The 24,669-nt window shown below is 72.9% G+C and carries 15 protein-coding genes; 10 read left to right on the plus strand and 5 right to left on the minus strand.

All coding sequences use genetic code 11. The features are described from left to right. Positions 1 to 112 precede the first annotated feature (112 nt). Positions 113 to 295 carry a hypothetical protein gene (locus OG408_RS37185; RefSeq protein WP_285573418.1) on the minus strand — a complete coding sequence of 61 codons (183 nt, stop codon included), beginning with the start codon at positions 293 to 295 and terminating at the stop codon, positions 113 to 115. Positions 296 to 485: 190 nt separating this feature from the next. Then, a complete protein-coding gene (locus OG408_RS37190) occupies positions 486 to 1,301 on the minus strand; it encodes a TauD/TfdA dioxygenase family protein (protein ID WP_326673908.1) in 816 nt (271 codons plus the stop codon). A gap of 494 nt (positions 1,302 to 1,795) precedes the next feature. Between OG408_RS37190 and OG408_RS37195 the strand changes: the two genes are divergently transcribed. From OG408_RS37195 to OG408_RS37230, 8 genes are all read left to right on the plus strand, one after another. After that, positions 1,796 to 2,035, plus strand: coding sequence for a phosphopantetheine-binding protein (locus OG408_RS37195; protein WP_326673909.1), 240 nt, complete (start codon positions 1,796 to 1,798; stop codon positions 2,033 to 2,035). Beyond that, the gene (locus OG408_RS37200; protein WP_285564535.1) at positions 2,032 to 2,883 is read left to right on the plus strand and encodes a siderophore-interacting protein; all 852 of its coding nucleotides are present in this window, start codon (positions 2,032 to 2,034) and stop codon (positions 2,881 to 2,883) included. Before OG408_RS37195 ends, OG408_RS37200 begins: the two co-directional genes overlap by 4 nt. A gap of 103 nt (positions 2,884 to 2,986) precedes the next feature. Further along, positions 2,987 to 3,985, plus strand: a complete 999-nt coding sequence (locus OG408_RS37205) for an ABC transporter substrate-binding protein (protein WP_326673912.1) — start codon at positions 2,987 to 2,989, stop codon at positions 3,983 to 3,985. After that, positions 3,982 to 5,004, plus strand: a complete 1,023-nt coding sequence (locus tag OG408_RS37210) for a FecCD family ABC transporter permease (RefSeq protein WP_326673914.1) — start codon at positions 3,982 to 3,984, stop codon at positions 5,002 to 5,004. The genes OG408_RS37205 and OG408_RS37210 overlap by 4 nt, the downstream gene beginning before the upstream one ends. A 95-nt stretch (positions 5,005 to 5,099) precedes the next feature. After that, a complete protein-coding gene (locus OG408_RS37215) occupies positions 5,100 to 6,029 on the plus strand; it encodes a FecCD family ABC transporter permease (protein ID WP_326674646.1) in 930 nt (309 codons plus the stop codon). Further along, positions 6,026 to 6,811: an ABC transporter ATP-binding protein gene (locus OG408_RS37220; RefSeq protein ID WP_285564532.1), complete on the plus strand. Its 786-nt coding sequence runs from the start codon at positions 6,026 to 6,028 to the stop codon at positions 6,809 to 6,811. The genes OG408_RS37215 and OG408_RS37220 overlap by 4 nt, the downstream gene beginning before the upstream one ends. A gap of 1 nt (position 6,812) precedes the next feature. Next, positions 6,813 to 16,781, plus strand: a complete 9,969-nt coding sequence (locus OG408_RS37225; protein WP_326673915.1) for a non-ribosomal peptide synthetase — start codon at positions 6,813 to 6,815, stop codon at positions 16,779 to 16,781. Next, positions 16,778 to 18,196, plus strand: coding sequence for a DHA2 family efflux MFS transporter permease subunit (locus tag OG408_RS37230; protein ID WP_326673917.1), 1,419 nt, complete (start codon positions 16,778 to 16,780; stop codon positions 18,194 to 18,196). Before OG408_RS37225 ends, OG408_RS37230 begins: the two co-directional genes overlap by 4 nt. Before the next feature lie 48 nt (positions 18,197 to 18,244). Here the strand turns inward: OG408_RS37230 and OG408_RS37235 are convergent, their stop codons facing one another. Next, positions 18,245 to 18,850, minus strand: coding sequence for a TetR/AcrR family transcriptional regulator (locus OG408_RS37235; RefSeq protein ID WP_326673919.1), 606 nt, complete (start codon positions 18,848 to 18,850; stop codon positions 18,245 to 18,247). Between the two features lie 110 nt (positions 18,851 to 18,960). On the opposite strand from OG408_RS37235, the gene OG408_RS37240 reads away from it, so the two are divergent. Beyond that, on the plus strand, positions 18,961 to 19,989 hold the full coding sequence (locus tag OG408_RS37240) for an aldo/keto reductase (protein WP_326673921.1): 1,029 nt from the start codon (positions 18,961 to 18,963) through the stop codon (positions 19,987 to 19,989). A 132-nt stretch (positions 19,990 to 20,121) separates the two neighbouring features. Continuing rightward, positions 20,122 to 21,663 carry an MFS transporter gene (locus tag OG408_RS37245; protein WP_285564527.1) on the plus strand — a complete coding sequence of 514 codons (1,542 nt, stop codon included), beginning with the start codon at positions 20,122 to 20,124 and terminating at the stop codon, positions 21,661 to 21,663. Positions 21,664 to 21,733: 70 nt separating this feature from the next. Here OG408_RS37245 and OG408_RS37250 read toward each other — a convergent pair whose 3' ends face one another. After that, a complete protein-coding gene (locus tag OG408_RS37250) occupies positions 21,734 to 22,690 on the minus strand; it encodes an aldo/keto reductase (RefSeq protein ID WP_326673923.1) in 957 nt (318 codons plus the stop codon). After that, on the minus strand, positions 22,687 to 24,633 hold the full coding sequence (locus tag OG408_RS37255) for a hypothetical protein (protein ID WP_326673924.1): 1,947 nt from the start codon (positions 24,631 to 24,633) through the stop codon (positions 22,687 to 22,689). The genes OG408_RS37250 and OG408_RS37255 overlap by 4 nt, the downstream gene beginning before the upstream one ends. Positions 24,634 to 24,669: the final 36 nt, after the last annotated feature.

A 24,669-nucleotide genomic window follows, 5' to 3' on the forward strand; every position in this document is an offset into this window, starting at 1 on the left:
TCTCCAGCTGAAGAGGAAGGAGGCCGGGCACGGCGGCGCTCTGCACGGACGACGGTGTCCGCGCGCGGAGGCGGGGCCGTGAAGCGGGCCGGTGGTCAAGCGGTGAGGGACGTCAGGCCTGACAGATGGCGCTGGAGACGCGGTGCAGATCGATGTGCCTGCGGGCCGCGAGGCGGGCGCCGATGAAGGTGGCGCAGCGCGTACCGGCGACACGGCTGGGGGATGCGGCCCCGGCGGCGTTCGGCTGGTACGGCATGAGTGGCGCGGTCCCTTCGAGCACAGCGGCGTCGAGCACGGCAGCACCGTCCCCGAGGGACGATGCGGCGCAACGTATCAGCCCGAACACCCTTGTGAGAAGCGGCTTCCGGGGCAGCACACCCGCTGTTCGCACAGGTGAAACACGGTGCCCGTCCAGGGGCGGGCACGACAGGGCCGCGTGGGCACGCCCACCGCTGGACGTGCCCACGCGTGACGGCTGCGAAGCCTCAGGAGGCGGCAGCGGTCCCCTGGCGCTCCACGCCGATGACCTTGCGGTAGACCCGGGCGCCGTTGCCGTAGTCGTCCACGGCGTAGTGCCAGGTCGCCCGGTTGTCCCACAGCACGAAGTCACCGGGATTCCAGCCGAACCGGATCGTGTAGTCCGGGGAGGAGGCGTGCCGGAGCAGGTGGTCGAGCAGCGCCTTGGACTCGGCGGGTGTGACACCGGTGAGCCGGAGTGCCGAACTGCTGATGAACAGGCCCTTGCGGCCGGTGTCCGGGTGCGCCAGGACGACCGGGTGCTCGACGGTCTCCCCGACGGCGGTCCGCTTGCTGCCCTGGGCGTAGTTCTCCGGATCGCCGTCGTAGACGGCGTTCACCGATTCCAGCAGCACCTTGAACGGCTCCGACAGATCGTCGTACGCCGTCTGGAGATCGGCCCACAGCGTGTGCCCGCCGAGCTCGGGCACCTCCTCGTAGGTGAGCGACTCGATGGCGAACACCGGGCTCCGCCACAGACCCCCGATGTGCCAGGTGCTCGCCTTGCCGGTCTGCTTGACGTTGTACGGGTAGACCAGCGGGTTGGCCGCGTCCTTCACGGCGGTGGGGTGGTCGAACGGGTCCGCGAAGATGCTGACGGCCGCAACGTGCTGATCGGGTGTCAGGTGCTGGTTCCGGAACACCAGGACCTTGTGGTCCTCGAAGGCCTGGCGCAGCTCCTGCGCGGTGGCGTCGTCGACGGGCCGGGTGAGGTCGACGCCGAACACCTCGGCGCCGAACCTGGGTCCTGCGCGACGTATCTCGTGACGTGTGACGGTGGTCATGCCCAACTCCCTGTGTGGTCGTGCGGGACGGACGCGCGCGGCACGGAGTGCGGCGGCGCGGACGGGTGTCAGGCGCGGCGACAGAGGGAGGCGCTGGTGCGCCCCAGATCCACGTGCAATCTGCGGTACAGGACGTTGTCGGTCACCCGGCCACGGTAGACGGACGGCCGGGCCGCGGCGAGGGCGTGCGGCCGTTCCCGGCGTCCGGCGGCCCCTTTCCCGCGGCGGCACGAGCCCTGCGACGCAGGTCCGGCCGCATCGTTTCACTCGCATGAAGAATCCGCGCGCCGGCCGGGCCCGGCTGCATGGAAGCTGCGTGGAGCATTGATTGACGGTCAATCAGGTCGACCGGGGCGGGGGGAGCGGGGCCGGGGGATCGAGACGTCTTGCCACACCGATACTCGTGAATGTTAGGTTAGCCTTACCTGAGTCAAGGTGGCCCGGGTGGAGAGGGGGAGGCGTCATGCCGGCGTCCGCCCCGGAGGAGTCGTCCGATGAGTCAGACCTTGTCGCCCGAACGCATCCGCGCCGACATAGCGGAGCTGCTCGGCTGCGACCCCGACGGGATCGCGCCCGACGAGAACCTGGTCGACCTCGGCCTGGACTCGGTGCGGATCATGGTCCTGGTCGAGCGCTGGCGGGCCGCGGGAGCCGCCACGCTGGAGTTCCCCGATCTCTTCGAACTCCCCGAACTGGCCCACTGGACAGCATTGCTGACGGGTGTGAAGGCGTGAGCCGGGTCGATCACCGGGGCCGGCACCTGGACCGGATCGCAGAGGTCCGGGCCGGTCTCCATGCCGAGAAGGTGGGCTACCCGATCGGTATCCGGCGGACCGAGGTCGTACGCGTCACGAGTGTCGGCTCCGGCCTGCTGCGCGTGACCCTGGGCGGGCCGGGCACCGAGGGCTTCGAGGCGCACGCACCCGATGAACACGTGAAACTGATCTTCCCCGACCCGGACGGCACGCTCAGGCTGCCCGAGCGGAACGGGTCGATGCTGCGCTGGCCGCGCCCGGCGCTCACCTCGCGCGAGTACACCGTCCGCCGCTACGACCCGGTGGCCGGCGAGATCGACATCGACATCGCCGCGCACGACGGCGGGCTCGCGTCGGACTGGGCGCGCGAGGCCCGGCCGGGCGACGGCATGCACCTCGCCGGACCCCCCGGCGGGCTGATCGTCCCCGACACCTACGACCGCTTCCTGCTCGCGGGTGACATCACCGCCCTGCCCGCCATCGCGCGCAGGCTGGAGGAGCTGCCCAGAAGTGCGAAGGGCTGGGCGTTCGTCGAAGTCGCCGATGCCACCGAGGAGATCGGCCTGTCCGCCCCCGAGGGGTTCGAGGTGCGCTGGCTGCACCGCGGGGATCTCGCGGCGGGGGCCGGGGACGCGCTGGAGCGGGCCGTCACCTCGGTGACCGTGCCCGAGGGCGAGCGCGTGTACGTGTGGGCCGCCGGCGAGGCCGGGCAGATCAAGCCCCTGCGGCGATGGGTCCGCGACGCGTTGCGCCTGGAGAAGGCCGACCACGACATCACCGGTTACTGGAAGCGCGGCGTCGCCGACTTCGACGAGGACGACCACTGATCCAACGCCGGACAGGGGGCAGGCGCGATGCGGCCCCCGGGTTTGTTCTGCCGCAAGAATCTCAAGTAAGGTAAGCCTTACCTAAATAGCAAGGAGTGCGGGAATGTCCATACGCAGATCGGCCGGCCTCGTCGGAGCCGTTTCGCTCGCCCTGGTCCTGGCCGGGTGCGGTTCGTCGTCGGACGGTGGGTCGGACGTCTCGGAGAAGGCGAAGACCCGGGTGTTCACCGCGGACAACGGCAAGATCACCATCCCGGCCGACCCGAAGCGTGTGGTGGCCACCGGGTACGCCGTGCCCGTCATGATCGAGGCCGACGCGCCGCTCGTCGGGATCTCGTCGTGGCAGCGCGGCGAGCCGATGATGACCAAGGAGGACCTGGCCACGTACAAAAAGCTCACCAAGGTGGCCGGTGAGCAGGCGGCCGAGACCAACTACGAGGCCGTGGCCGAGGCCGAACCCGACCTCATCGTCATCGGGGTGCCCGCCCCCGTGCTCGGCGACATCGACATCAAGCGGCTGGAGTCCATCGCCCCCGTCGTCGCGATCGGCCCGACTCTGCCGTCCGCGTGGCGCGAGCTCTCCCACAAGCAGGCCGACGCAGCGGGCGCGCTCAAGCAGTTCGACGTCGCGAAGAACACGTACGAGACCAAGGCCGCCGAACTGGCCAAGAAGTACAAGGACGTGCTGCCCCGGCTGAAGCTGGGACACGTGGGTGCCTACGGGGACGCCGCCAAGGGCACGTTCCAGCGCGAGTTCAACGGCTCATGGGGCACCAATATCGCCGAGGACCTCGGCGCGACGTACTACGGCAAGGTCAAGAAGTCCGGCCCCGGCTCGCAGTCCGTCAGTGAGTACCCCTCCATCGAGGAGCTCCCGGCCGCCTTCGGCGAGGCCGACGTCATGACCTACTCGGTCAACGCCGACGGCAGCGTCCCCAAGTCCGTCCAGTACGTCCTGGACTCCAAGCTCTGGAAGAACCTGCCCGCGGTGAAGGCGGGGAAGGCCTACCCGTTCCGCTACACCGAGGCCGCGACCTACGGGGAGGCCGTCATGACCCTGGACGCGATCGACAAGTCGCTCGCTCCGCTGCTGAACCGGTGACCGTCGCGGGCCGCGCGTACCGTGCGGCGCGGAGCGGGCGGGCCGTTCCGCAGGCCGGACTGCTCGTCGGCGGACTGGTGCTGCTGGCAGCGGTCGCCGTGCTCAGCATGGGAGTCGGGGCCCGCCACGTGCCGCCCGCCGAAGTCGTACGCGCCCTGCTGGATTACCGGGGCACCGACGACCAGGTGATCGTGCGGGACGTCCGGGCGCCGCGCGCGCTGCTCGCCGTCGCGGTGGGCGCCGCGCTCGCGGTGTCCGGCGCGCTGATCCAGACGCTGGCCCGCAACCCGCTGGCCGAGCCGGGCATCCTCGGAGTGACCGCGGGTGCCGGCTTCGCCGTCACCGTCGGCTCCGCCCTCGGACTGGCCACCGGCCGGACCGGCGAACTGGGCTTCGCCGTCACCGGATCCGTGCTCGCCGCCCTGCTCGTCGCCGCGGTCGGACGGCGCTCACCCCTGCGCCTGGTCCTCACCGGAGTGGCGCTGACCGCGGTGCTGAGCGGCGTCGCGCTGGGCATGCGGCTGATGCTCCCGGACGTCTTCGACACCTACCGGTTCTGGTCGGTCGGCTCGCTGGCAGGCCGCGAACAGAGCCCGCTGGCCGTCCCGTTGGCCGCCATCGCCGTGTCGCTGATCGGCGCACTGCTGCTGAGCCGGGCCCTCAACGCCCTCACCCTCGGCGAGCACGTCGCCCACACCCTGGGCGCGGGCGTCGGCCGGGTGCGGATCGCCGCCCTGGTGCTGATCACCGTGCTCAGCGGGGCCGCGACCGCGGTCGCCGGGCCGATCCTGTTCGTCGGACTGATCGTGCCCCACCTGGTACGCAGGCCCGCCGCCGGCTCGGTGCCGTGGCTGATCCTCTACACGATGGTCCTGGGACCGGTCCTGCTGCTCGTCGCCGACATCGCGTCGCGCGTGCTGCTGCCCACCGGCGAGGTGCCGGTGGCCATCGTGACCGCGTTCCTCGGAGGCCCCATGCTGATCTGGGCCGTCCGCCGCTACGGGGCGGAGTCGCTGTGACACTCCTGCACACGGCACGACCGCACACCACACGCCCGCGCGGACCGCGGATCGAACGCCGCACCGTCGTCCTGATCGCCGCCTTGGTGCCCCTGATGCTGGGCCTCGGCCTGCTGGGGCTGTGTTACGGGGCGTCATGGTCGTCCCCCGGCAAGGTGTTCGCCGTACTCACCGGCACGGACCACTCCGTGGTGATCCGGGACTGGCGGCTGCCGCGGGTACTGGCCGGGCTCGTCTTCGGCGCCGCACTCGGGGTGGCGGGGGCGCTCTTCCAGAACCTCACCCGCAACCCGATGGGCAGCCCCGACGTCATCGGCCTGGACGCGGGTGCCTACACCGGAGCCCTCGTCGCCCTCACCGTGCTCTCGGGAACCTCCGCCCAACTGGCCGCCGGGTCGGTGCTCGGCGGACTGCTCGTCGCCGCCGCGATCTACCTGCTGTCGTACCGGCAGGGCTTCTCCGGAATGCGGCTGGTGGTCATCGGCATCGCGGTCAACGCGATGGTCACCGCCGTCAACTCCTGGATCGTGCTGCGGGCCGACCTGGAGGTGGCGATCGCAGCGGTCGGCTGGAGCGCCGGATCGCTCAACGGCGTGGGCTGGGAGGACCTCGGAATCCCGTTCACCGTCATCGCCGTGCTGCTCGCCCTGATGACCGTACGGGCCCACGCCATGCATCAGGCATCGCTCGGCGACGCCGTCGCCGTCACCACCGGCGTCGCACTCGACCGGCTGCGCGTGCTCATGGTGCTGGTCGGTGTCGGCTGCACGGCCACGGTGACCGCGGTCGCCGGACCCATCGCGTTCATCGCGCTCGCCGCCCCGCAGATCGGCCGCCGGCTCGCGGGCGCGGCCGGAGTGCCGCTGCTCCCGGCGGCACTCACCGGAGCGGTGCTGCTGCTGGGCGCCGATCTGATCGCCCAGATGCTGCTGGCACCCGTGGCCCTGCCCGTGGGCGTGGTGAGCACCGCGATCGGCGGCTGCTATCTGATCTGGCTGCTGACGAAGGAGGTGAGGCGCGCGTGACCGCACGCCTGACGGCGCGGGAGATCACCCTGCGCTACGGAGACCGGGTCGTGTCCACACGGCTCAGCCTCGACATACCCGACGGCGCGTTCACTGCCGTCGTGGGACCCAACGCCTGTGGAAAATCAACCCTGTTGAGTGCCCTGGTCCGGCTGCTGCGCCCCGCATCGGGGCAGGTGGAGCTCGACGGCCGCGAGGTCGGCGGCTACGCGACCAAGGCACTGGCCAGACAACTCGGCTTCCTGCCGCAGGACCCGCTGGCACCCGAGGACATCAGGGTCCGTCAACTCGTCGGCCGGGGAAGGTTCCCGCACCAGTCGATGCTGGCCCTGTGGTCGGCGGACGACGACAAGGCCGTCGACGGGGCGATGGCGGCCGCCGGAGTCGCCGACCTCGCCGGCCGGCCGGTGCGGGAACTCTCCGGCGGGCAGCGGCAGCGCGTCTGGATGGCCATGGTGCTCGCTCAGCAGACCTCCTGCCTGCTGCTCGACGAGCCGACGTCCTTCCTCGACATCACGCACCAGTACCAGCTCCTCGGCCTGCTCGCCAGGCTGCGCAACGAGGGCCGCACCGTGGTCGCGGTCCTGCACGACATCAACCAGGCATGCCGCTTCGCCGACCACCTGGTCGCGATGAAGGACGGCCGGGTGGTCGCCGAGGGCGAGCCCGGGGACATCGTGGACGCCGCCCTGATCAAGGACGTGTTCGACCTGCCGAGCGTCGTCGTCCCCGACCCGGTGACCGGCACACCGATGGTCGTTCCCACACTTCAAGGAGAGTAAGTTGAGCCCCGCAAGCGCGCCCTCGGACGGCCTTCTCGCCCTGACCAGTGCCCAGTCGGGCATCTGGAACGCGCAGCGCCTCGAACCCGACTCGCCGTACTACGTGGTCGGCGACGTGGTGGAGATAACCGGCAGCGAGCCGGTCGACGCGGAAGCGCTGGCCCAGGCGGTCCGGGCGACCACCGAGGAGGCCGAGACGCTGCGGCTGCGGGTGTACGACACCCCGGACGGACCCCGCCAGGCGGTGAGCGACGAACCGGTCCCGCTGCCCGAGGTCGTCGACGTCAGCGGAGCGGCCGACCCGGTGGCCGCCGCCCAGGAGCTCGTCGACGCCGAGCGCGCACGGACCGCCGAGGCCTGCCGCGGCATGACCGGCCGGCCGCTCTGCTCACGTACCGTCATCAAGCTCTCCGACCGCGAGGTCTGGTACACCCAGCTCGGCCACCACCTGGTCTTCGACGGCTACACCGCCGCGATGCTCGCCCGGCGGACCGCCGCCCGCTACACCGCCCTGGTGCGCGGCACCGAGGTGCCGCGGTCGACCTTCGGCACCTTCGCCCGGCTCGTCGCCGCCGACCGGGCCTACCGGGACGGCGACCGGTTCGCGGAGGACCGCGCCTACTGGGTCGCGCGGTTCACCCCGCTGCCCGACCTCGGCTCCGCCGACGACTCCGGCACCGCGGGCCCGGCCGGCGGCACACTGACCGCCCGCGCGACACTCACCCCCGAGGACACGGCCCGGCTGCGCGCGTTCGCCGACGCCGAGGGCGTCACCTGGGGCGAGGCCCTGATCGCCGGCTACGCCGCCTTCCTGCACCGCATGCTCGGCCGCACCGACGTGGTGTTCGCGCTGCCGCTGATGTGCCGGACGGACTCCGCCGAACTGCGCACCCCCTCCATGGCCGTCAACGTGCTGCCGCTGCGCGTCACCGTGCGCGGCGGCGACGGACTGGGGGAGCTGAGCCGGCGCGTCGCCTCCGCCATGCGCGAGATGCGTGAGCACCAGCGCTACCGGGGCGAGGACCTGCCGCGCGACCTCGGCGTGCCCGGTGCGGGCGCGCTGCTGCACGGACGCGGGATCAACCTCAAGGCCTTCGACCTCGCTCTCGACTTCGCCGGCGCCGCCGGAGCGATGCGCAACGTGGCGGGCGGCCCGCCGGAGGACATGGGGCTGAGCGTCCTGCCCACCCGTGACGGCGGACTGCTGCTCGGCTTCGAGGTCGATGCCGGGACCAGGGACCAGGCGGCCGTCGACCGCCTGTTGTCCGGGCTGCGCACCCTGCTGACCGGGCTGACGGACGGCCTGCCCGTCGGACGGATCTCCCTGGCCGGTGACGAGGGGCTGATGGCGGACTGGTGCCCGCCCGCGCTGCCGGGCACGGCCCCGCACGTGCCGGACGCGCTCGACGCGATGGCCGCCGCCGGTCCCGGGCGGACCGCGCTCGTCTGCGGTGACGAGCGGCTGTCCGCCGGCCGGCTGGCGGAACGGGTGCACCGGCTGGCCCGCGCGCTGCGGGCCCGCGGCATCGGCGCCGGGGATGTCGTGGCCCTGGCCCTGCCGCGCTCGGCCGACTCGGTGGTCGCGCTGCTGGCCGTACTCGACGCGGGCGCCGCCTTCCTGCCGCTCGACGCCGCCCACCCTCCCGAGCGGCTGCGCGAGCTGATCGAGGACACCCGCCCCGCGCTCGTACTGACCGACGGAACAGTCGACGGGTCGGCCTGGACCACCCTGACGGCCGAGGCCGCCGTGCTGCCCGGCACACCCCTGACCGACGGCGAACTCGCCGCACCCCGCCACCCCGACCACCTCGCCTACGTCATCCACACCTCCGGTTCGACCGGACGCCCCAAGGGCGTACTGGGCCGGGCCGGCGGACTGGCCGGGCTGGTGCACCACCAACGGTCCACAGTCGTCGCGGAGGCCGAGAAGGCCGCCGGACGACGGCTGCGCGCCGCACACACCTACTCGTTCGCCTTCGACTCCGCGTTCGACCACCTGGTGTGGCTGCTCTGCGGGCACGAAATGCACGTCTACGACACCGAGACCGCCCGTGACGCCGACGCGCTGCTCGCCGCCTTCGCCCGCGACGGCATCGACATCGTGGACACCACCCCGTCGATGGCCTCGCCGCTGATCGACGCCGGACTGCTCGACCTGGCACCGACCCTGCTGGTCCTCGGCGGAGAGGCCACCCCGCCCGCGCTGTGGCGGCGGGTCGCCGCGTCCGGGATCACCGCGCGCAACATGTACGGACCGACCGAGGCGACCGTCGACAGCACCACCGCGCGCATCGACGGCGACGAGCCGACGATCGGCCACCCGCTCGCCGGCACCCGGATCTACGTGCTCGACCACGCACTGCAGCCGGTGCCCCACGGCACGCCCGGCGAGCTGTACCTCGCCGGTCCTCATCTGGCCCACGGCTACCTCGGCAGGCCCGGCGCGAGCGCCGAGCGGTTCGTCGCCGACCCGTTCGGCGAGCCCGGGGAGCGGATGTACCGCACCGGCGACCTGGCCCGCTGGGTCCCGGGCCGGGGCCTGGAGTACGGCGGCCGCGGCGACGGACAGGTCAAGATCCGCGGCCACCGGGTGGAGACCGGCGAGGTCGAGGCCGCGCTCGCGGCCGTTCCCGGGGTCACCGCATCCGCCGCCGGTGTCCGCTCGACCCGGCTGGTCGGCTACATCGTGTCCGCCTCCGTCACCGGGGACGAGGCGCGGGCCCACCTGGCCGGGCGGCTGCCCGAACACATGGTCCCCGCGGCCGTGGTGGTGCTGGACCGGCTGCCGGTCACCCCCAACGGCAAGCTGGACCGCGCCGCACTGCCCGCACCGGCCCTGTCCGGCGCCGGCCGGGAAGCGGGCACCGAGCGGGAGCGGCTGCTGTGCACGGTCCTCGCCGATGCCCTCGACGTCGAACGCGTCGGTGTCGACGACGACTTCTTCGCCCTCGGCGGCGACAGCATCACCGCGATCACCGTCAGCAGCAGACTGCGGGCCCTGGGCATCGGACTGCGACCGCGCGACCTGCTGGCCCGCCGCACCTTCGCCTCGCTCGCCGCCTCCGCCGAACTCCTGACGGAAGCAGCCGGCCCGGCGGACGACCCGGTCGGAGCCGTACCGGCGCCGCCGATCGTACGCGGCCTCCTCGACCCCCATCCGGACGTGGACGCCGTCGCCGGATACGCCCAGTGGACCGCCCTGCACGTCGACGGACTCTCCCACGACGACCTGGTCAGGGGCGTCCAGTCCGTGCTCGACCACCACGACGCGCTGCGGCTGCGGGTGGCCGGCGGACTGGAGGTACTGCCCCGGGGCATGGTGCGCGCCGTCGTCGCCGAGACCCGCGGCGAGGACGTGACCGGCCTGGCCCGGCGGCTGGCGGACGAACTCGACCCGCGCTCCGGAGACCTGCTGCGGGCGGCCCTGCTCCGCAGCGGCGACGGCACGGCCGACCGGCTGGTCGTCGTCGTGCACCACCTCGCCATGGACGGTGTGTCCTGGCGCATCCTCCTGCCCGACCTGCACACGGCCTGCACGGGCGGCACGCCCGAACCCGTCGGCGCCTCCTGGCGGCGGCACGCCACGCTCCTCGCCGAGCAGGGCACAACCGGCGCACGCCGGGGCGAACTCGCCCACTGGCAGACGGCGCTGGGCGCCGCGTCCCGGCTCGGCGCCCGGCCCCTTGACCGGACACGGGACACGGTGTCGACCGCCCACCGCTCCGTCACCGTGGCCTCGGCCGAGGCCACCGAAGCGGTCCTGACCACCCTCACCGCTGCGTACCGCGCAGGGGCCGACGAAGTGCTCCTGGCCGCACTCGTCCTCGCCCTGCGGGGATGGGGCCTGCGCGGCGACGCCGTGACCGTCTCCATGGAGGGGCACGGCCGGGAACACCTCGATCTGGCCCGCACCGTCGGCTGGTTCACCAGCGAGTACCCGGTCCGTGTCCCCGCGTCCGACGACGTGGGGCAGGCGCTGCGCGCCGCCAAGGAGGCCCGGCGCGGCGTCCCCGACGGGGGCATCGGCTACGGCGTCCTGCGCCACCTCGACCCGGAGACCGGCCCCGCACTCGCCGCCACCCCGCCGCCGGACGTACTGCTCAACTACCTCGGCAGGTTCGCCCCGCTGTCCGCCCCCGGGTGGCGGCTGCCGGAACACGACGCCTTCGCGGTGACGGAGCCGGACGCCAAGGCCCTCGAACAGGTGCTGGCCCTCAACTGCTTCGTCCACGAGGGCGACACACCCCGGCTCGCCGTCGAGTGGACCGCCGCGACCGGGGTGCTCGGCACCGAAGCCGTGGCGGCCCTCCAGGACGCCTGGGCCGCAGCCCTGGACGCACTGGCCGCGCACGCGCTCCACACCCCGGGCGGACTCACCCCCTCCGACCTGCCGCTGGTCGACATCGACCAGAGCGCCATCGACGCCCTCGAACGCACCGGCCGCGTCACCGACGTCCTCCCCGCCACCCCCCTCCAGGTCGGGCTCTCCTTCCACACCATGGTCCGCGACGGCGACGACACCGACGTCTACGTCGTCCAGGCCGTGACGACCCTCGCCGGTGAACTCGACCCGGAGCGCATGGCCGAGGCGGCGCGCGAACTGCTGCGCCGCCACCCGGCCCTGCGCGTCCACCTGGCCACGGCGGGGGACGACGTGGTGCAGGTGATCCCCGCGGACATCGCCCTGGACTGGCGGCAGGACGACCGGTTCCCCGAAGCGGCCCGCGCCGATCTGGAGCGACCCTTCGACCCGGCCCGCCCGCCGCTCATCCGCTTCCTGCTGTCCCGCGTCGGGCCCGCCGAGCACAAGCTGGTGATCACCAACCACCACGCCCTGCTCGACGGCTGGTCGATGCCGCTGGTCGGCCGCACCCTGCTCGCCCTCTACGCGGAACTGGGCGGAGGCCCCGCCGCGCCCTCCGCCCCGCCGCTGTCCGAGTACTTCCGGTGGCTGGCGGACCGGGACGGCGAAGCAGCGCTCGCCGCATGGCGGGACGCGCTGGCCGGCGTCGACGACGCGACGCGGCTGGCACCCGCGAGCACCGGCGCCGGAGTCGAACGGCCCGGCCGCGAGACCGTCGGACTGGGACGGGAGTTCAGCGACCGGCTGCGCGCGTTCGCCCGCGAGCAGGGCGTCACCCTGACCACCGTCCTCCAGACCGCGTGGGGTCTGCTCCTCGGCAGGCTCACCGGGCGCCGCGACGTCGTGTTCGGCTGCCCGGTGTCCGGGCGGCCCGCCGAGGTCGACGGCGTCGAATCGATGATCGGCCAGCTCGGCACCACCATCCCGGTACGCGTCCGGCACACCCAGGACGAGACCGTGCGCGACCTCCTGGCACGGGTGCACGCCGACAGCGTCGCCCTGGCCGAGCACCACCACGTCGGCCTGCCGGGCATTCAGCGGGCCGTGGGCATCGGCGAACTGTTCGACACGATGCTGGTCATGGAGAACTTCCCGTTGTCCAGCCGGAAGCGCACTCCCCTCGCCCCCGGGCTCGACCTGGCCGGGGTGGACATCACCGACGCCACGCACTACGCCCTCACCGTCATCGTGATCCCGGACGACGAGATCACGATCGGCCTCGGCTACCAGCCGCGCGCCTTCGATGCCGGCGCCGTCCGCGACTACGGCCGCTGGCTGCACCACCTCCTGCGCGAGATCGTCGACGACCCGGCACGCCCCGCGCTCCGACTGCCGGTCCTCGACGCCGACGAGCGGGCGACGATGCTGCGGACCGGCACCGACACCGCCGCCGCCCGGGCCCGCGGCCACTGGCTGGACGAGTTCGCCGCGTGGGTGGGCCGCAAGCCCGGCGCCGAGGCCCTGGTCTGCCGTGACCGCAGCCTGAGCTATGCCGAACTCGACCGGCGCGCCAACCGCCTGGCCCACGCGCTGATCGGGGCCGGGGTACGGCCGCAGGACCCGGTCGCGGTGCTCATCGGCCGCGACGTCGAGATGACCGTGGCCCTGTTCGCCGTGGCCAAGGCAGGCGCGGTGTACGTACCGATGGACGCGAGCTATCCGCGCGAGCGGCTGGCCTACATGTTCGACGACATCGCCCCGGCAGCGGCCGTCACGACCGGCGCCGAACTGCCCGTCGACCGCGACATCCCCGTCCTGCGTCTCGACGACCCGGCCACCCTCGCCTCCGTACCGGACGACGACCCGGCCCAGGCGCGCGCCGGGCTCACCGAGGACGCGCTCGCCTACGTCATCTACACCTCCGGAACCACCGGGCGCCCCAAGGGAGTCGGCGTGACCCACCGGGGCGTGCCCGACCTCGTCGCGCTGCAGGAGGAGGTCGTCGGCGTCACCGAGCACGACCGGTACCTGCACTTCGCGTCGACGAGCTTCGACGTCGCGTTCTGGCAGACCATGGTGCCGCTGCTGTCCGGCGGCACGTCCGTCATCGCGCCCGAAGAGGTGCGCGTCCCCGGCGACGAACTGCTCGACTACATCGTCGAGCACCGGGTGACCGGAGTGAACCTGCTCCCGTCGTTCCTGGCCGCGATGCCGGACGACCGCACCGTCGACCCCGACGTGTTCTTCGTCGTCGGCGCCGAGCGCCTCGACCCGGAGCTGGCGCGCCGCTGGGGCAGGGGCCGCCGGGCGCTGTTCAACGCGTACGGACCGACCGAGGTCACCATCAACTCCACGACCTGGCACTACGACCCGGACGACGAGGGACCGCTGCCCATCGGCCGCCCCGACCCCAACATCCGCGCGTACGTCCTCGACGGCGGGCTCCAGCCGGTCGGCACCGGGGTGACCGGCGAGCTGTACCTCGGCGGGCCGAGCCTGGCCCGCGGCTACCTCGGCCGCCCCGGTCTGACCTCCGGCACGTTCGTCGCCGACCCGTTCGGTCCGCCGGGCGAGCGGATGTACCGCACGGGCGACCTGGTGCGATGGCGGCCCGACGGACAGCTGGTGTTCCTCGGCCGCGCCGACCACCAGGTCAAGGTCCGCGGCTTCCGCGTCGAACTGGGCGAGATCGAGTCCGTGCTGACCGGCCACCCCGACGTGCGCGCCTGCGCCGTGATCATGCGGGAGGGCAGGCTCGTCGGATACGTCATCCCGGCCGACGGCGCCGGCCTCGACACCGCGGGCGTGCGCGGCCACCTGGCCGCGGAACTGCCCGACCACATGGTGCCGACGGCACTCGTCCCCATCGACCGGCTGCCGCTGAGCCCCAGCGGCAAGCTCGACGCCGCCGCGCTGCCCGCCCCCGAGACCGCCGCCGTCGCCCGGCGCGAACCCGCCACCGAGGCGGAGGCGGTCCTGCTCGCCGTGTTCCGCGACGTCCTCGGCACCGACGACATCGGCCCGGACGACAACTTCTTCGACATAGGCGGGGACAGCATCGTGTCGCTGCAACTCGTCTCCCGGGTCCGGCGGCAGGGCCTCGGCCTGACCCCGCGGGACGTGTTCGACGGCGAGACGGTCGCGGGGATCGCCGCCCGCGCCCGTACCCTCGACGGCGACGTGGCCCCCGCCGTCGGGGACGCGCCGCTGACCCCGGTCATGCGGGACCTGCTGCGCCGCGCGGGAGCGGCCGCGGACGGGTTCTGCCAGTGGACGGAGATCTGCGTCCCGCCGGGCGGCGACGAGACGACCTGGCGGGCGGTGCTCGACGACGTCCTGGCCCGTCACGACGTGCTGCGGGGCAGGCTGGCGGGCGACGTGCTGCGCATCCCGCCGGCCGGCGCGGTGACCGGGGCCGATGTGCTGACCCGGGTGCCGGCCACCGAAGACCTCCGGGGCGCGGTCGATGCCGCGATCGCCGCCGCCCAGGCGTCGATGGACCCGCGCACCGGTCCGCTGCTGCGCGCCCTGTGGGTGGACGCGGGACCCGGCAGGCCGGGCCGGCTGGCCCTCGTCGCCCACCACCTGGCCGTCGACGGAGTCTCCTGGCGCGTCCTGCTGGACGACCTGGAGCACGCCCACTCCGGCGGCGCGCTGACCCGGCACGGCCAGTCGTTCCTCGGCTGGGCGTGCACCCTGCACGACGCCGACCGGCGTGCCGAACTGCCGCACTGGCGGCGGATGGACGCCACTCCGGCACTCGCCGGACCGTTGGACCCCGCCCGGGACACCGTGGCCACCGCCGGGCACCACGAGATCCGGCTCGACGCCGAGTCGACCCGCGCCCTGGTCACGACCCTGCCGGCCGCCTACCGCACCACCCCGGACGCCGTCCTGCTGACGGCGCTCGCGCAGGCGGTACGGGAGTGGCGCGGCACCCCGCAGGTGCTGGTCGCGCTGGAGAGCCACGGCCGCCCGCGGGACGTCGACCTGTCCCAGACCGTCGGCTGGTTCACCGCCGTCCACCCCGTGCGGCTCGACGCGGACGACGACGTGCGGGCGGTCAGGGAGCGGCTGCGCGCCCAGGGCGACGGCCTCGGGTACGGCATCCTCACCGCGGCCGGCCTGCTGGACCCGGTGCGGCCGGAGATCGCCTGGAACTACCTCGGCCAGTACCCCGCCACCCCGGACCGGGAGACGGCGTGGCAGACGCCCCCGGACGCCGGACCGCTCGGCTCGAACGGCTCCGACGCGATGCCGCTCCCGTACGGCCTGATGGTCAACGCCCTGGTGCGGGACGACGCGCTCGGGATCCGGATCACCTGGCCGGCCGCGCTGTTCACGGCCGCCGGGATCGAGGAACTGGCCGGACATCTGCGGACCGCGCTCCTGCGGATCGCCGCCGCACCGGAGATCGGCGCGCTCGACCGGGACCGCCCGGTCGCCGGCGTACAGCCGCTCACCCCGCTCCAGGAGGTGATGCTGCGGCACTCGCGCACCGAGCACCCCGACCCGTACACCGTGCAGTCGGCGTTCTCGCTCGCCGGCCGGCTCGACACCGACGCGCTGCGGGCCGCGGGCGACGACCTGCTGGCCCGGCACCCGAACCTGGGGGCGGTGTTCCCCGCCTCCCTGGCGGTGATCCCGGTGCTGCCACGGCCGGAGTTCCGGGTCACCGACGAGCCCGTGGAGGAGGTGCTGGCCGCGGATCTCGCGGAGCCGTTCGATCTCGCCCGGGGCCCGCTGTTCCGGCTCACCGTGATCCGGCGCGGACCCGAGCGCGCCGAGCTGGTGATGACCAGTCATCACGCGCTGTCCGACGGCTGGTCGGCCCCGCGCATCCTCACCGAACTGTTCGCGCTCTACACGGCACGGACGCGCGGCGGGGCTCCGGAGCTGCCGGCCCCCGTCCCGTTCGCCGGCTACCTGGACTGGCTCGCCGGGAACGAGCCGGACCTCGGTGCCTGGGCGGACGAGCTGGCGGGGCTGCCCGAAGGGGACTACCTGGGCGGTGGTGAAGCCGGTCCTGCCTGGCAGGAACCCGAGGTGATCGAGTTCGACGCATCGCTGGTGGCCGGCCTGACCCGCCTCGCGGCCCGGCGCGGGCTGACCCGGAACACGCTGGTGCAGGGGGCGTGGGCGGTGCTGCTCGCCCGGCGGTCCGGGCACACGGACGTCTGCTTCGGCGCGATGGTGTCCTGCCGGCCGCCGGAGCTGGCGGGCGTCGAGGAGATCATCGGGCTGCTGGCCAACACCGTGCCGGTACGGGCACGGCTCACCGGCACCCTCGCCGACACGCTCAGCGCACTCCAGTCCCGGCAGCGGGAGCTGGTCGAGCACCACCATGTCGCCCTGTCCGACCTGGAACGGCTGACCGGGCGACGCAGGCTGTTCGACAGCATGGTGGTGTTCGAGAACTACCCGGTCGACCCGGACCGCCTGCGTGAACCCGCCCCGGGGCTCACCGTCGTCGGCACCCGCTTCCGCGAGTCCACGCACCACCCCGCGACCCTGACCGTCATGCCGGAGGGTGACGGCTGGACCGGTGTGCTCGCCCACCGGGCGGGCACGGACGTCGGGGGACTCGCCGGCGAACTGCTCGAACTGCTCCGCGGCATGGACAAGCACCTCGACGACGACGTGCGCGATCTGCTGGAGGGCCGATGAGCGGGAAGACCGCGCCGCCCGCCGGGCGAGTGGACAGGGAACTGCTGAGAACCGCGTTCATCCTGGTGCTCGGCACCTTCATGGCGACCCTGGACGCCACGATCGTCAGCGTCGGCATCGGCACCCTGACCGATGAGTTCGGTGCCTCCGTCGCCGAGATCCAGTGGGTGACCACCGCCTACCTGCTCGCCGTGGTCGCCGCCGTGCCGGCGTCCGGCTGGCTGGCCGACCGGTTCGGCGGGCGGCGGACCTGGCTCGTCGCCGTGGGCGTGTTCCTGCTCGGCTCCGTCCTGTGCGCGTGCGCCTGGTCGGTGACCAGCCTGATCGTGTTCCGGGTGGTCCAGGGCCTCGGCGGCGGGCTGCTTCCCGCGACCGGTCAGGCGCTGCTGGCCCGGATCGCCGGCCCCGGCCGGACGGGACGGGTGATCAGCGTCGTCGCGGTCGTGCCGCTCCTGTCCCCGGTGTTCGGCCCGCTGGCCGGCGGCTCCGTCCTCGCCGTGGCGCCGTGGCCGTGGCTGTTCCTGGTCAACCTGCCGATCGGCGGGGCCGCCGTGCTGCTCGCCCGCCGCCACGTGCCCGTCGTGCCGCCCTCCACCCGGCGGACCGCGTTCGACCTGCGCGGGGCCCTGCTGCTCTCGCCCGGGCTCGCCGTGTTCGTGTACGGGCTGACCGAGGTGGCCCACGGCAGGACCCTGCCGGCGACGGCCGGCGTGTGCGCGGGGCTGGTGATGCTGGCGGGCTTCACCGTGCACGGGCTGCGGACCCGTGGTACCCCGCTGGTCGACCCCCGGCTGTTCGCCCGGCCGCCCTTCGGCGCCGCGGCCGTGGCGCTGCTGGTCCTCGGCGCCTCGGTGTTCGGCACGATGTTCCTGCTGCCGCTGTACTTCCAGACCGGACGCGGGATGCCGGCCTGGCAGGCGGGGCTGCTGCTGGCGCCCCAGGGGCTGGGAGCGGCGGCCGGTTCGGTGCTGGTCAACCGCACGATCGACAAGGTCGCGCCGCGGACCCTGGTGGTCACCGGCATCGTGCTGATCCTCCTGGGCACGGCTCCGTTCACCCAGCTCGGCCACGAACTCCCGGACACCGCAGTCGTGGCGGCGCTCGCGGTCCGGGGCGTCGGGATGGCCATGGTCGGCGCGCCGGTGATGAACATCGTCTACAGCCGGATCGAGCCCGAGTACCTTCCGCGTGCCTCCGGGGCGCTCAACCTGCTCAACACGGTGGGCGGCTCGGTGGGTACCGCTGCCCTCGCGGTGATCCTTCAGGACCGGCTGTCCGCCCGTGGCGCGGACGTCCCGGCGGCGTTCGGCGACACGTTCTGGTGGGTGCTCGGGTTCTGCCTGTTCGCGGCGGCCGGGGCCACGAGGCTGCCACGGTCCGAAGACGCGCGGCCGGAGCGCGCCGCCGCCGGCTGAGGCGGGGAGCGCGGGGGCCGTCGGTCGTCAGCCCACGGCCGCCGCCGTTCAGTCCTCGGCCGGCATGGGGAGCGGGGCGTCCGCCTGGTGGCGGAGGCCGTTGACCAGCAGGGTGATCATGCGCCGGGTGTAGTCCTCGTCATCCTGCGCGAGGAGGTCGCCGACGGCGCGCAGCAGGTCGAACGGGGGGATGTCGGTCCGGATACCACCGGAGGTGCTGGCCGCTTCCAGCAGCTCCGTCACGACCGGGAGGAAGCTCTTCTGGAAGTAGGCGGGCAGGCTCTCGTACGCGGGGTCGCCGGAGTGCAGGGCGCCCTTGAGGCCGCGCTTGGCGGCGACGAACTGTGCGAAGCGCTGGAGCCACCGGGTGAGGGCCTCGACCGGCTCGTACTGCTGGGCGAGAGCGGGAGCCGCCTCGACGCAGGCGTCGACCTCGTGCCGGAAGACGGCGGTGATCAGGTCGGAGCGCTGCGGGAAGTGCCGGTAGAGGGTGCCCGACCCCACCCCGGCCCTGGCGGTGATCCGCCGCACGGGGGCGTCCACGCCGTCCGACGCGAAGACCTCGGCGGCCGCGGTCAGCAGGGCGTCCAGGTTGCGCCGGACGTCGGGCCGTACACGGCGGGCGGCCGGTTCCCCGGCAGGGCGATCAGGCATGGAGGGTTCCCTTTTGCGCTGCGGAACGTTGTTCCGTATTGTGGTTGCTGAACGGTGTTCCGGTTTCATTCTAGCCGGGCCTCCGACCGGCAGCCCAGAGGAGGAACACCATGCAGTACCGCACGCTGGGACGGACCGGGATCAAGGTCAGCCCCTACTGCCTGGGCGCCATGATGTTCGGCGCCTTCGGCAACACCGATCACGGGGACTGCACCCGAATCGTGCACAGGGCGCTGGACGCCGGGATCAACTTCGTCGACACCGCCGACATGTACTCACGCGGTGAGTCCGAGGAGATCCTCGCCAAAGCCCTGAAGGGCCGCCGGGACAACGTCGTCCTGGCGACCAAGGCGCACGTCGCGATGGGGGACGACCCCAACCAGCAGGGAAACTCGCGGCGCTGGATCGTCCGCGCCGTGGAGGACTCGCTGCGCCGCCTGCAGACCGACCACATCGACCTCTACCAGATGCACCGCCCCGACCCGGACACGGACGTCGAGGAGACGCTCTCCGCGCTCACCGACCTGATGCGGGCGGGCAAGGTCCGGGCCATCGGCTCCTCCACCACACCGGCCGCCGAGATCGTCGAGGCCCAGTGGGTCGCCGACCGGCGCGGCCTGCAGCGCTTCCGTACCGAGCAGCCGCCGTACTCGATCCTCAACCGCGGGATCGAACGCGACGTCCTGCCCCTGTGCGAGCAGTACGGCATGGGCGCCCTGGTCTGGAGCCCCCTGGCCCAGGGGCTGCTCACCGGCCGCTACCGCAAGGGCGAGGCCGTCGACACCCACCGCGCAGCCTTCGGCTTCAAGCACCTCAGGGACGAGCGCCGCCTGGACGTCGTCGAGCAGCTCATCCCGCTCGCGGACGAGGCGGGCATCAAGATGTCCCACCTTGCCGTGGCCTTCACTATCGCCCACCCCGGCGTCACCTCCGCCATCATCGGGCCGCGCACCATGGACCACCTCGAGGACCTCCTCGACGGCATGGGCACCACGCTCGACGACGAGATCCTCGACCGCATCGACGCCATCGTCCCCCCGGGTACCGACATCGGCACCCTCGACATGGCCTACAACCCGCCCGCCCTGACCGAGACCGGCCGGCGCCGCCGTCCCACGGCCACGCGCAACGCGGCCTGAACCCACCCACCACTCCGAGCGCACCGCCACAGGCCTCCGCTCACCACCGGCCGCTCCGCTCCCGCGCGGGCGACGCAGCGGCTCGTCACGTCCCTCATGAGTTCCGAATTGAGTTCCGAAGTGGGTACTCCCATGTCCGAAACAGTCCTGTCCGCCGGAAGAACCGACACCGGCCCCGACCCCAGGCGCTGGAAAGCGCTCATCTTCATCGCCCTGGCCCAGCTGATGGTCGTGCTCGACGCGACCATCGTGAACATCGCGCTGCCCTCCGCCCAGCAGGACCTGGGGATATCGGACGGCAACCGGCAATGGGTCATCACCGCCTACGCCCTGGCCTTCGGCGGTCTGCTGCTCTTCGGCGGCCGCATCGCCGACCTCTGGGGGCGCAAGCGCGCCTTCCTCGTCGGCCTGACCGGCTTCGCACTGGCCTCCGTACTCGGCGGCGCGGCCCAGGGCGAGGCCATGATGCTCGGCGCCCGCGCCCTGCAGGGCGTCTTCGGCGCACTGCTCGCACCGGCCGCCCTCTCGCTGCTCGCGGTGACGTTCACCGAGGCCCGGGAGCGCGCCAAAGCGTTCGGCATCTACGGTGCGATCGCCGGTGGCGGCGGCGCCGTGGGCTTCATCCTCGGCGGCACCCTGACCGAGTACCTGAACTGGCGCTGGACGTTCTTCGTCAACGTCCCCTTCGCGATCGTCGCCGCGCTCGGCGCGTACTTCGTGATCCGTGAGCCCGCCGGCGGCCGCAACCGCTCGCCGCTCGACATCCCCGGCGTGGTCCTCTCCTGCCTCGGCCTGGTCGCCCTGGTGTACGGCTTCACCCGCGCCGAGTCGGCCGGCTGGTCGGACGCCCTGACGATCGGCATGTTCGTCGCCTCCGCGGTGCTGCTCGCCGCGTTCCTGGTCACCGAGTCCAGGGTCAAGGCCCCGCTGCTCCCGCTGCGCGTGCCGGCCGACCGCAACCGCGGCGGTGTCTACCTCTCGCTCGGACTCGCCGTCATCGCGATGTTCGGCACCTTCCTCTTCCTCACCTACTACCTCCAGATCGTCCAGGGCTACTCACCGATCAAGACCGGACTGGCCTTCCTGCCCATGGTCGCGGGCATGATCACGGGCTCCACCCAGATCGGCGCGCGCCTGATGACCAGGGTGCCCCCGCGGCTGCTCATGGGCCCGGGCTTCCTGGTCGCGGCGGCCGGCATGCTGTGCCTGACCCGGATGGACATCGGCAGCTCGTACGCCGGACTGGTGCTGCCCGGGCTCCTGCTGCTCGGCCTCGGCATGGGGACGGCGTTCATGCCCGCCATGTCGCTCGCCACCCACGGTGTCGCACCGCGTGACGCCGGTGTCGCCTCCGCCATGGTGAACACCTCGCAGCAGGTCGGCGGCGCCATCGGCACCGCGCTCCTGAACACCATCGCCGCCTCGGCCACCACCGCCTACCTCGCCGCGCACGCCGCGGGTGCGACCACTCCGGCCGCACAGAAGCTGGTCCAGGCACAGGCCATGGTCGACGGTTACGCCTCCGCCACCTGGTGGGCCGCCGGCATCCTGGTGGTCGCCGCGGGCATCGCGCTGACGATGATCAACGCGGGTCACCAGGGCGGCCCCGCGGCCGCTTCGTCCGCCACGGAGGGTGCCCAGGACGAGGTGAAGATCCCCGTCGTGGCCCACTGATCCACGTACGACCCCGGGGTCACACCCCCGGCGAAGGCCGCGGCCGGCATGCCGACCGCGGCCTTTCCGGCTATCCGGCGCGCTCCTCCAGCAGCTGCTCGGGCACGAATCCGGCCCGCGCGAGCTCCTTCCAGAGCTCGTCCGGGACCGGGAAGCGCGCGTTCGCCGCGTTCGCCGTGACCTCCGCCGCCGAACGGCAGCCGAGGACGACCGAGTCGACGGCGGCGTGCAGCAGCGGGAACTGGATCGCGGCCGCGGCCAGGGGTACGCCGTACGCGTCGCACAGCGCCCGGCACTCCCGCGCCCGCTCCAGCGTCTGCGCCGGTACGGGACGGTAGTTGAACATGGCGCCGGGGTTCGGGTCGGCCAGCAGACCGGTGTTGAACACACCGCCGACGACCACCGAGGTGCCCGTTTCCCCGCACAGCGGCAGCAGAGTGGTGAGTGCCTCGTGGTCCAGGAGCGAGAGCCGGCCCGCGATGAGCACGACGTCGACCTCGAACTCCGCCACGTACGAGGCCAGCGGGCCGCTGTGGTTCATGCCGAACCCGATGGCCCGCACCAGTCCCTCGTCGCGCAGCCTGCGCACCGCCGGATAGGCAGTGCGGCGGATCTCCTCCGGGTAGTTGTCCGGGTCGTGCAGATACAGGATGTCGACGCTGGAGCGGCCCAGGCGCGTCAGGCTCGACTCCAGGGACTCGCGGATGCCGCGCTCCGTCCAGTCGGTGATCACCTCGCCCGGGGAGCCGTCCGGGCGGGGACGCAGCAGCCAGCCGGTCTTGGTGGAGATCAGCGGGGCCGGGCCGGCGGACGGGTCGTGCAGCCGGCCCAGACGCTGTTCGGCGAGCCCGTGTCCGTAGCGGGGCGCGGTGTCGAAATACGTGATCCCGGCCGCGGCCGCCGCCTTGAGCGTGGCGGCGGCCTCCTCGTCGGCGACGTCCTCGAAGAGCCCGCCGAGCGGGGCGGTGCCCAGGCCGATGCGGGGCAGGGTGAAGGGCAGCCGCTTGGCTGCCGGCCGGTCGGTCATGCCTTCTCCCACGGGGAGGCGCAGGCCGCACGGCCCGCGCGGAGCGTCATGGTCAGGGTCAGCCGGATCGCCGAGTGCGCGGGCAGGCCGACACGGCAGTACGGTCCGCCGACCGGCTGCTCGGGGCCGTCGTCCACGCGGACGGCGGCGATGTGGTGCTCGGCGAACGAACCCGTCTGCACCAGCAGGGAGCGCGCCGCCGCGCCGAGGTTGACCAGCTCGACCACCGTGTGGTCCGGGCGGATGTCGGACACGAGCGCGGCGACGTCCGGCGGCAGGCCGGGGCGCCGGGTGTCCGCGTCGTGGTAGCGCACGTGCAGGTGGAGGACGCCGCCGTTGTAGAGCACCTGCGGCGACCCGGTGGTCAGCTGCAACAGGGCCTCGGTCACCACCGGGTTGAGGTGCTGCCAGTGATGGATGTCCAGGGCGTCGGGTCCGACGGCCGGGTCGACGGTGTCGCTCTCGATGGCCTCCACCCGCTCGGCGCAGCTCGCCAGCGCACTGTGCAGCATCAGCTCGGGATACCGCGGGTTCCGCCCGTGCAGGAACTCGTACCAGGGCTCCTCGTGTCCCGCCTCGTCCTTGATGCGCTGGGTGTGCACGGCGGTCCAGTCCCAGCGGGAACCGGCACGCAGGCGCTCGATCCGCTCCCGGTCGACCTCGTCCCGGCTGAAGTGCCACAGGGAAAGGGGCAGTTGCCCGGGCATGACGGTGAAGTCGAACCAGCCGGAGTCGTTGTGCCGCTGGGGGACCATGAGGGTGCGCTCGGCCGTCATCGTGCGCAGGTGGGGGTCCCAGCGCTCACCGAGCGTGCCCCGCCCGTCGGGCCCGCGCTCCTCGGCGCGCGACAGCACCACGTCGAGGGGGTTGCGGGCGAGGTCCAGGAAGCCCCGGTCCCCGGTGAGCAGGGTCGCGTTGGCCGCGCCGATGACGGTGGCGCTTCCGACGGGGGACAGCCCGTGCGGCCAGGACCACCCGTAGTGGCCGCCGTACCAGCGGCCGTCCAGGTACTCACCCACGACACCGTTCAGACCGGCGTTGTCCGGCACCACGTCCCGGCCGGCGAGCCGCTCCTGCCACACGCCGACGTACTCCGCCACCCAGTCCGCGTACCGGCGTTCGCCGCTGAGCAGGAAGGCATGGGTCGCGAGGCCGGTGGCGGCCAGGTTCACGATCGTGTCACCGCGGCCCATCCGGTCCCACATCGCGCGGCCGTACGCCCGGGCGCGCTCGGGTGAGCCGGACAGGTCGTCGAAGGACCGCACGTCGTCGACCCCGTCCAGCGGCAGGCCGTACGGGCGCAGGGCCTCGCTCCACGGGAAGTACGCCTCCTCGTCGCTGAAGCCGAAGCGCGGTCCCGCCGAACCGTTGTGCGGGGCGCGCAGGACCCGGTTCGCGGAGTCGTAGTTGGGGCCGCCGGGAAGGTAGAAGTCGGCGAAACGGCAGGCGAGTTCGCGCAGTTCCGCGTCGTCCGGGTCGGCCAGGCACAGGCCGTAGAACAGCAGCAGGCCCTCGCCCTGGTGGAACCAGTCGTAGCCGCGCTCCAGGCCGTCGCTGAGCATGCCCATCTCGGCGAGCTGGGCACTGACCCCGCGCCAGTGCCGGCGCGCGGCGGACAGCAACTCCTCGCTGCCGCCCAGCAGATACAGCGTCGGCCAGTTGAAGAACGGCTCGTAGAAGTCGTCCACGCCGTCCCGGCCGTCCAGGCCCTCGCCGAGCGTGCCGCGGAAGACGAGGCGGCCGTCCCCCTCGGTGTAGCGGTCGGCGAAGAGCCGCCACGCCTTGTTCTGCTCGGCGAACAACTGCCGTTCCAGTTCCGCCCATCGGGGGACTCCCGTGAGGCTCCGCGTCGCCGTCAGCAGTGGCCCGTGGTCACCTTCCCCCGTGTGTGTGCCGCCGGTCCGCTCAGGGCTGAGCATCGAGAACACCTGCTCCCTCGTCACGTAAGCATTGAATAATCGCCCATCGATAGCCGATGG

Source organism: Streptomyces sp. NBC_01257 (assembly GCF_035917255.1).
In the GTDB taxonomy this organism is placed as follows: Bacteria; Actinomycetota; Actinomycetes; order Streptomycetales; family Streptomycetaceae; genus Streptomyces.

What these genes read in the sequence shown, in the direction of transcription:
- OG408_RS37205 (WP_326673912.1), top strand. Translation starts at nt 2,987, where the DNA reads ATGTCCATACGCAGATCGGCCGGCCTCGTCGGAGCCGTTTCGCTCGCC.
- OG408_RS37195 (WP_326673909.1), top strand. Translation starts at nt 1,796, where the DNA reads ATGAGTCAGACCTTGTCGCCCGAACGCATCCGCGCCGACATAGCGGAG.
- OG408_RS37215 (WP_326674646.1), top strand. Translation starts at nt 5,100, where the DNA reads ATGCTGGGCCTCGGCCTGCTGGGGCTGTGTTACGGGGCGTCATGGTCG.
- OG408_RS37240 (WP_326673921.1), top strand. Translation starts at nt 18,961, where the DNA reads ATGCAGTACCGCACGCTGGGACGGACCGGGATCAAGGTCAGCCCCTAC.
- OG408_RS37250 (WP_326673923.1), bottom strand. Translation starts at nt 22,690, where the DNA reads ATGACCGACCGGCCGGCAGCCAAGCGGCTGCCCTTCACCCTGCCCCGC.
- OG408_RS37230 (WP_326673917.1), top strand. Translation starts at nt 16,778, where the DNA reads ATGAGCGGGAAGACCGCGCCGCCCGCCGGGCGAGTGGACAGGGAACTG.
- OG408_RS37235 (WP_326673919.1), bottom strand. Translation starts at nt 18,850, where the DNA reads ATGCCTGATCGCCCTGCCGGGGAACCGGCCGCCCGCCGTGTACGGCCC.
- OG408_RS37245 (WP_285564527.1), top strand. Translation starts at nt 20,122, where the DNA reads ATGTCCGAAACAGTCCTGTCCGCCGGAAGAACCGACACCGGCCCCGAC.
- OG408_RS37190 (WP_326673908.1), bottom strand. Translation starts at nt 1,301, where the DNA reads ATGACCACCGTCACACGTCACGAGATACGTCGCGCAGGACCCAGGTTC.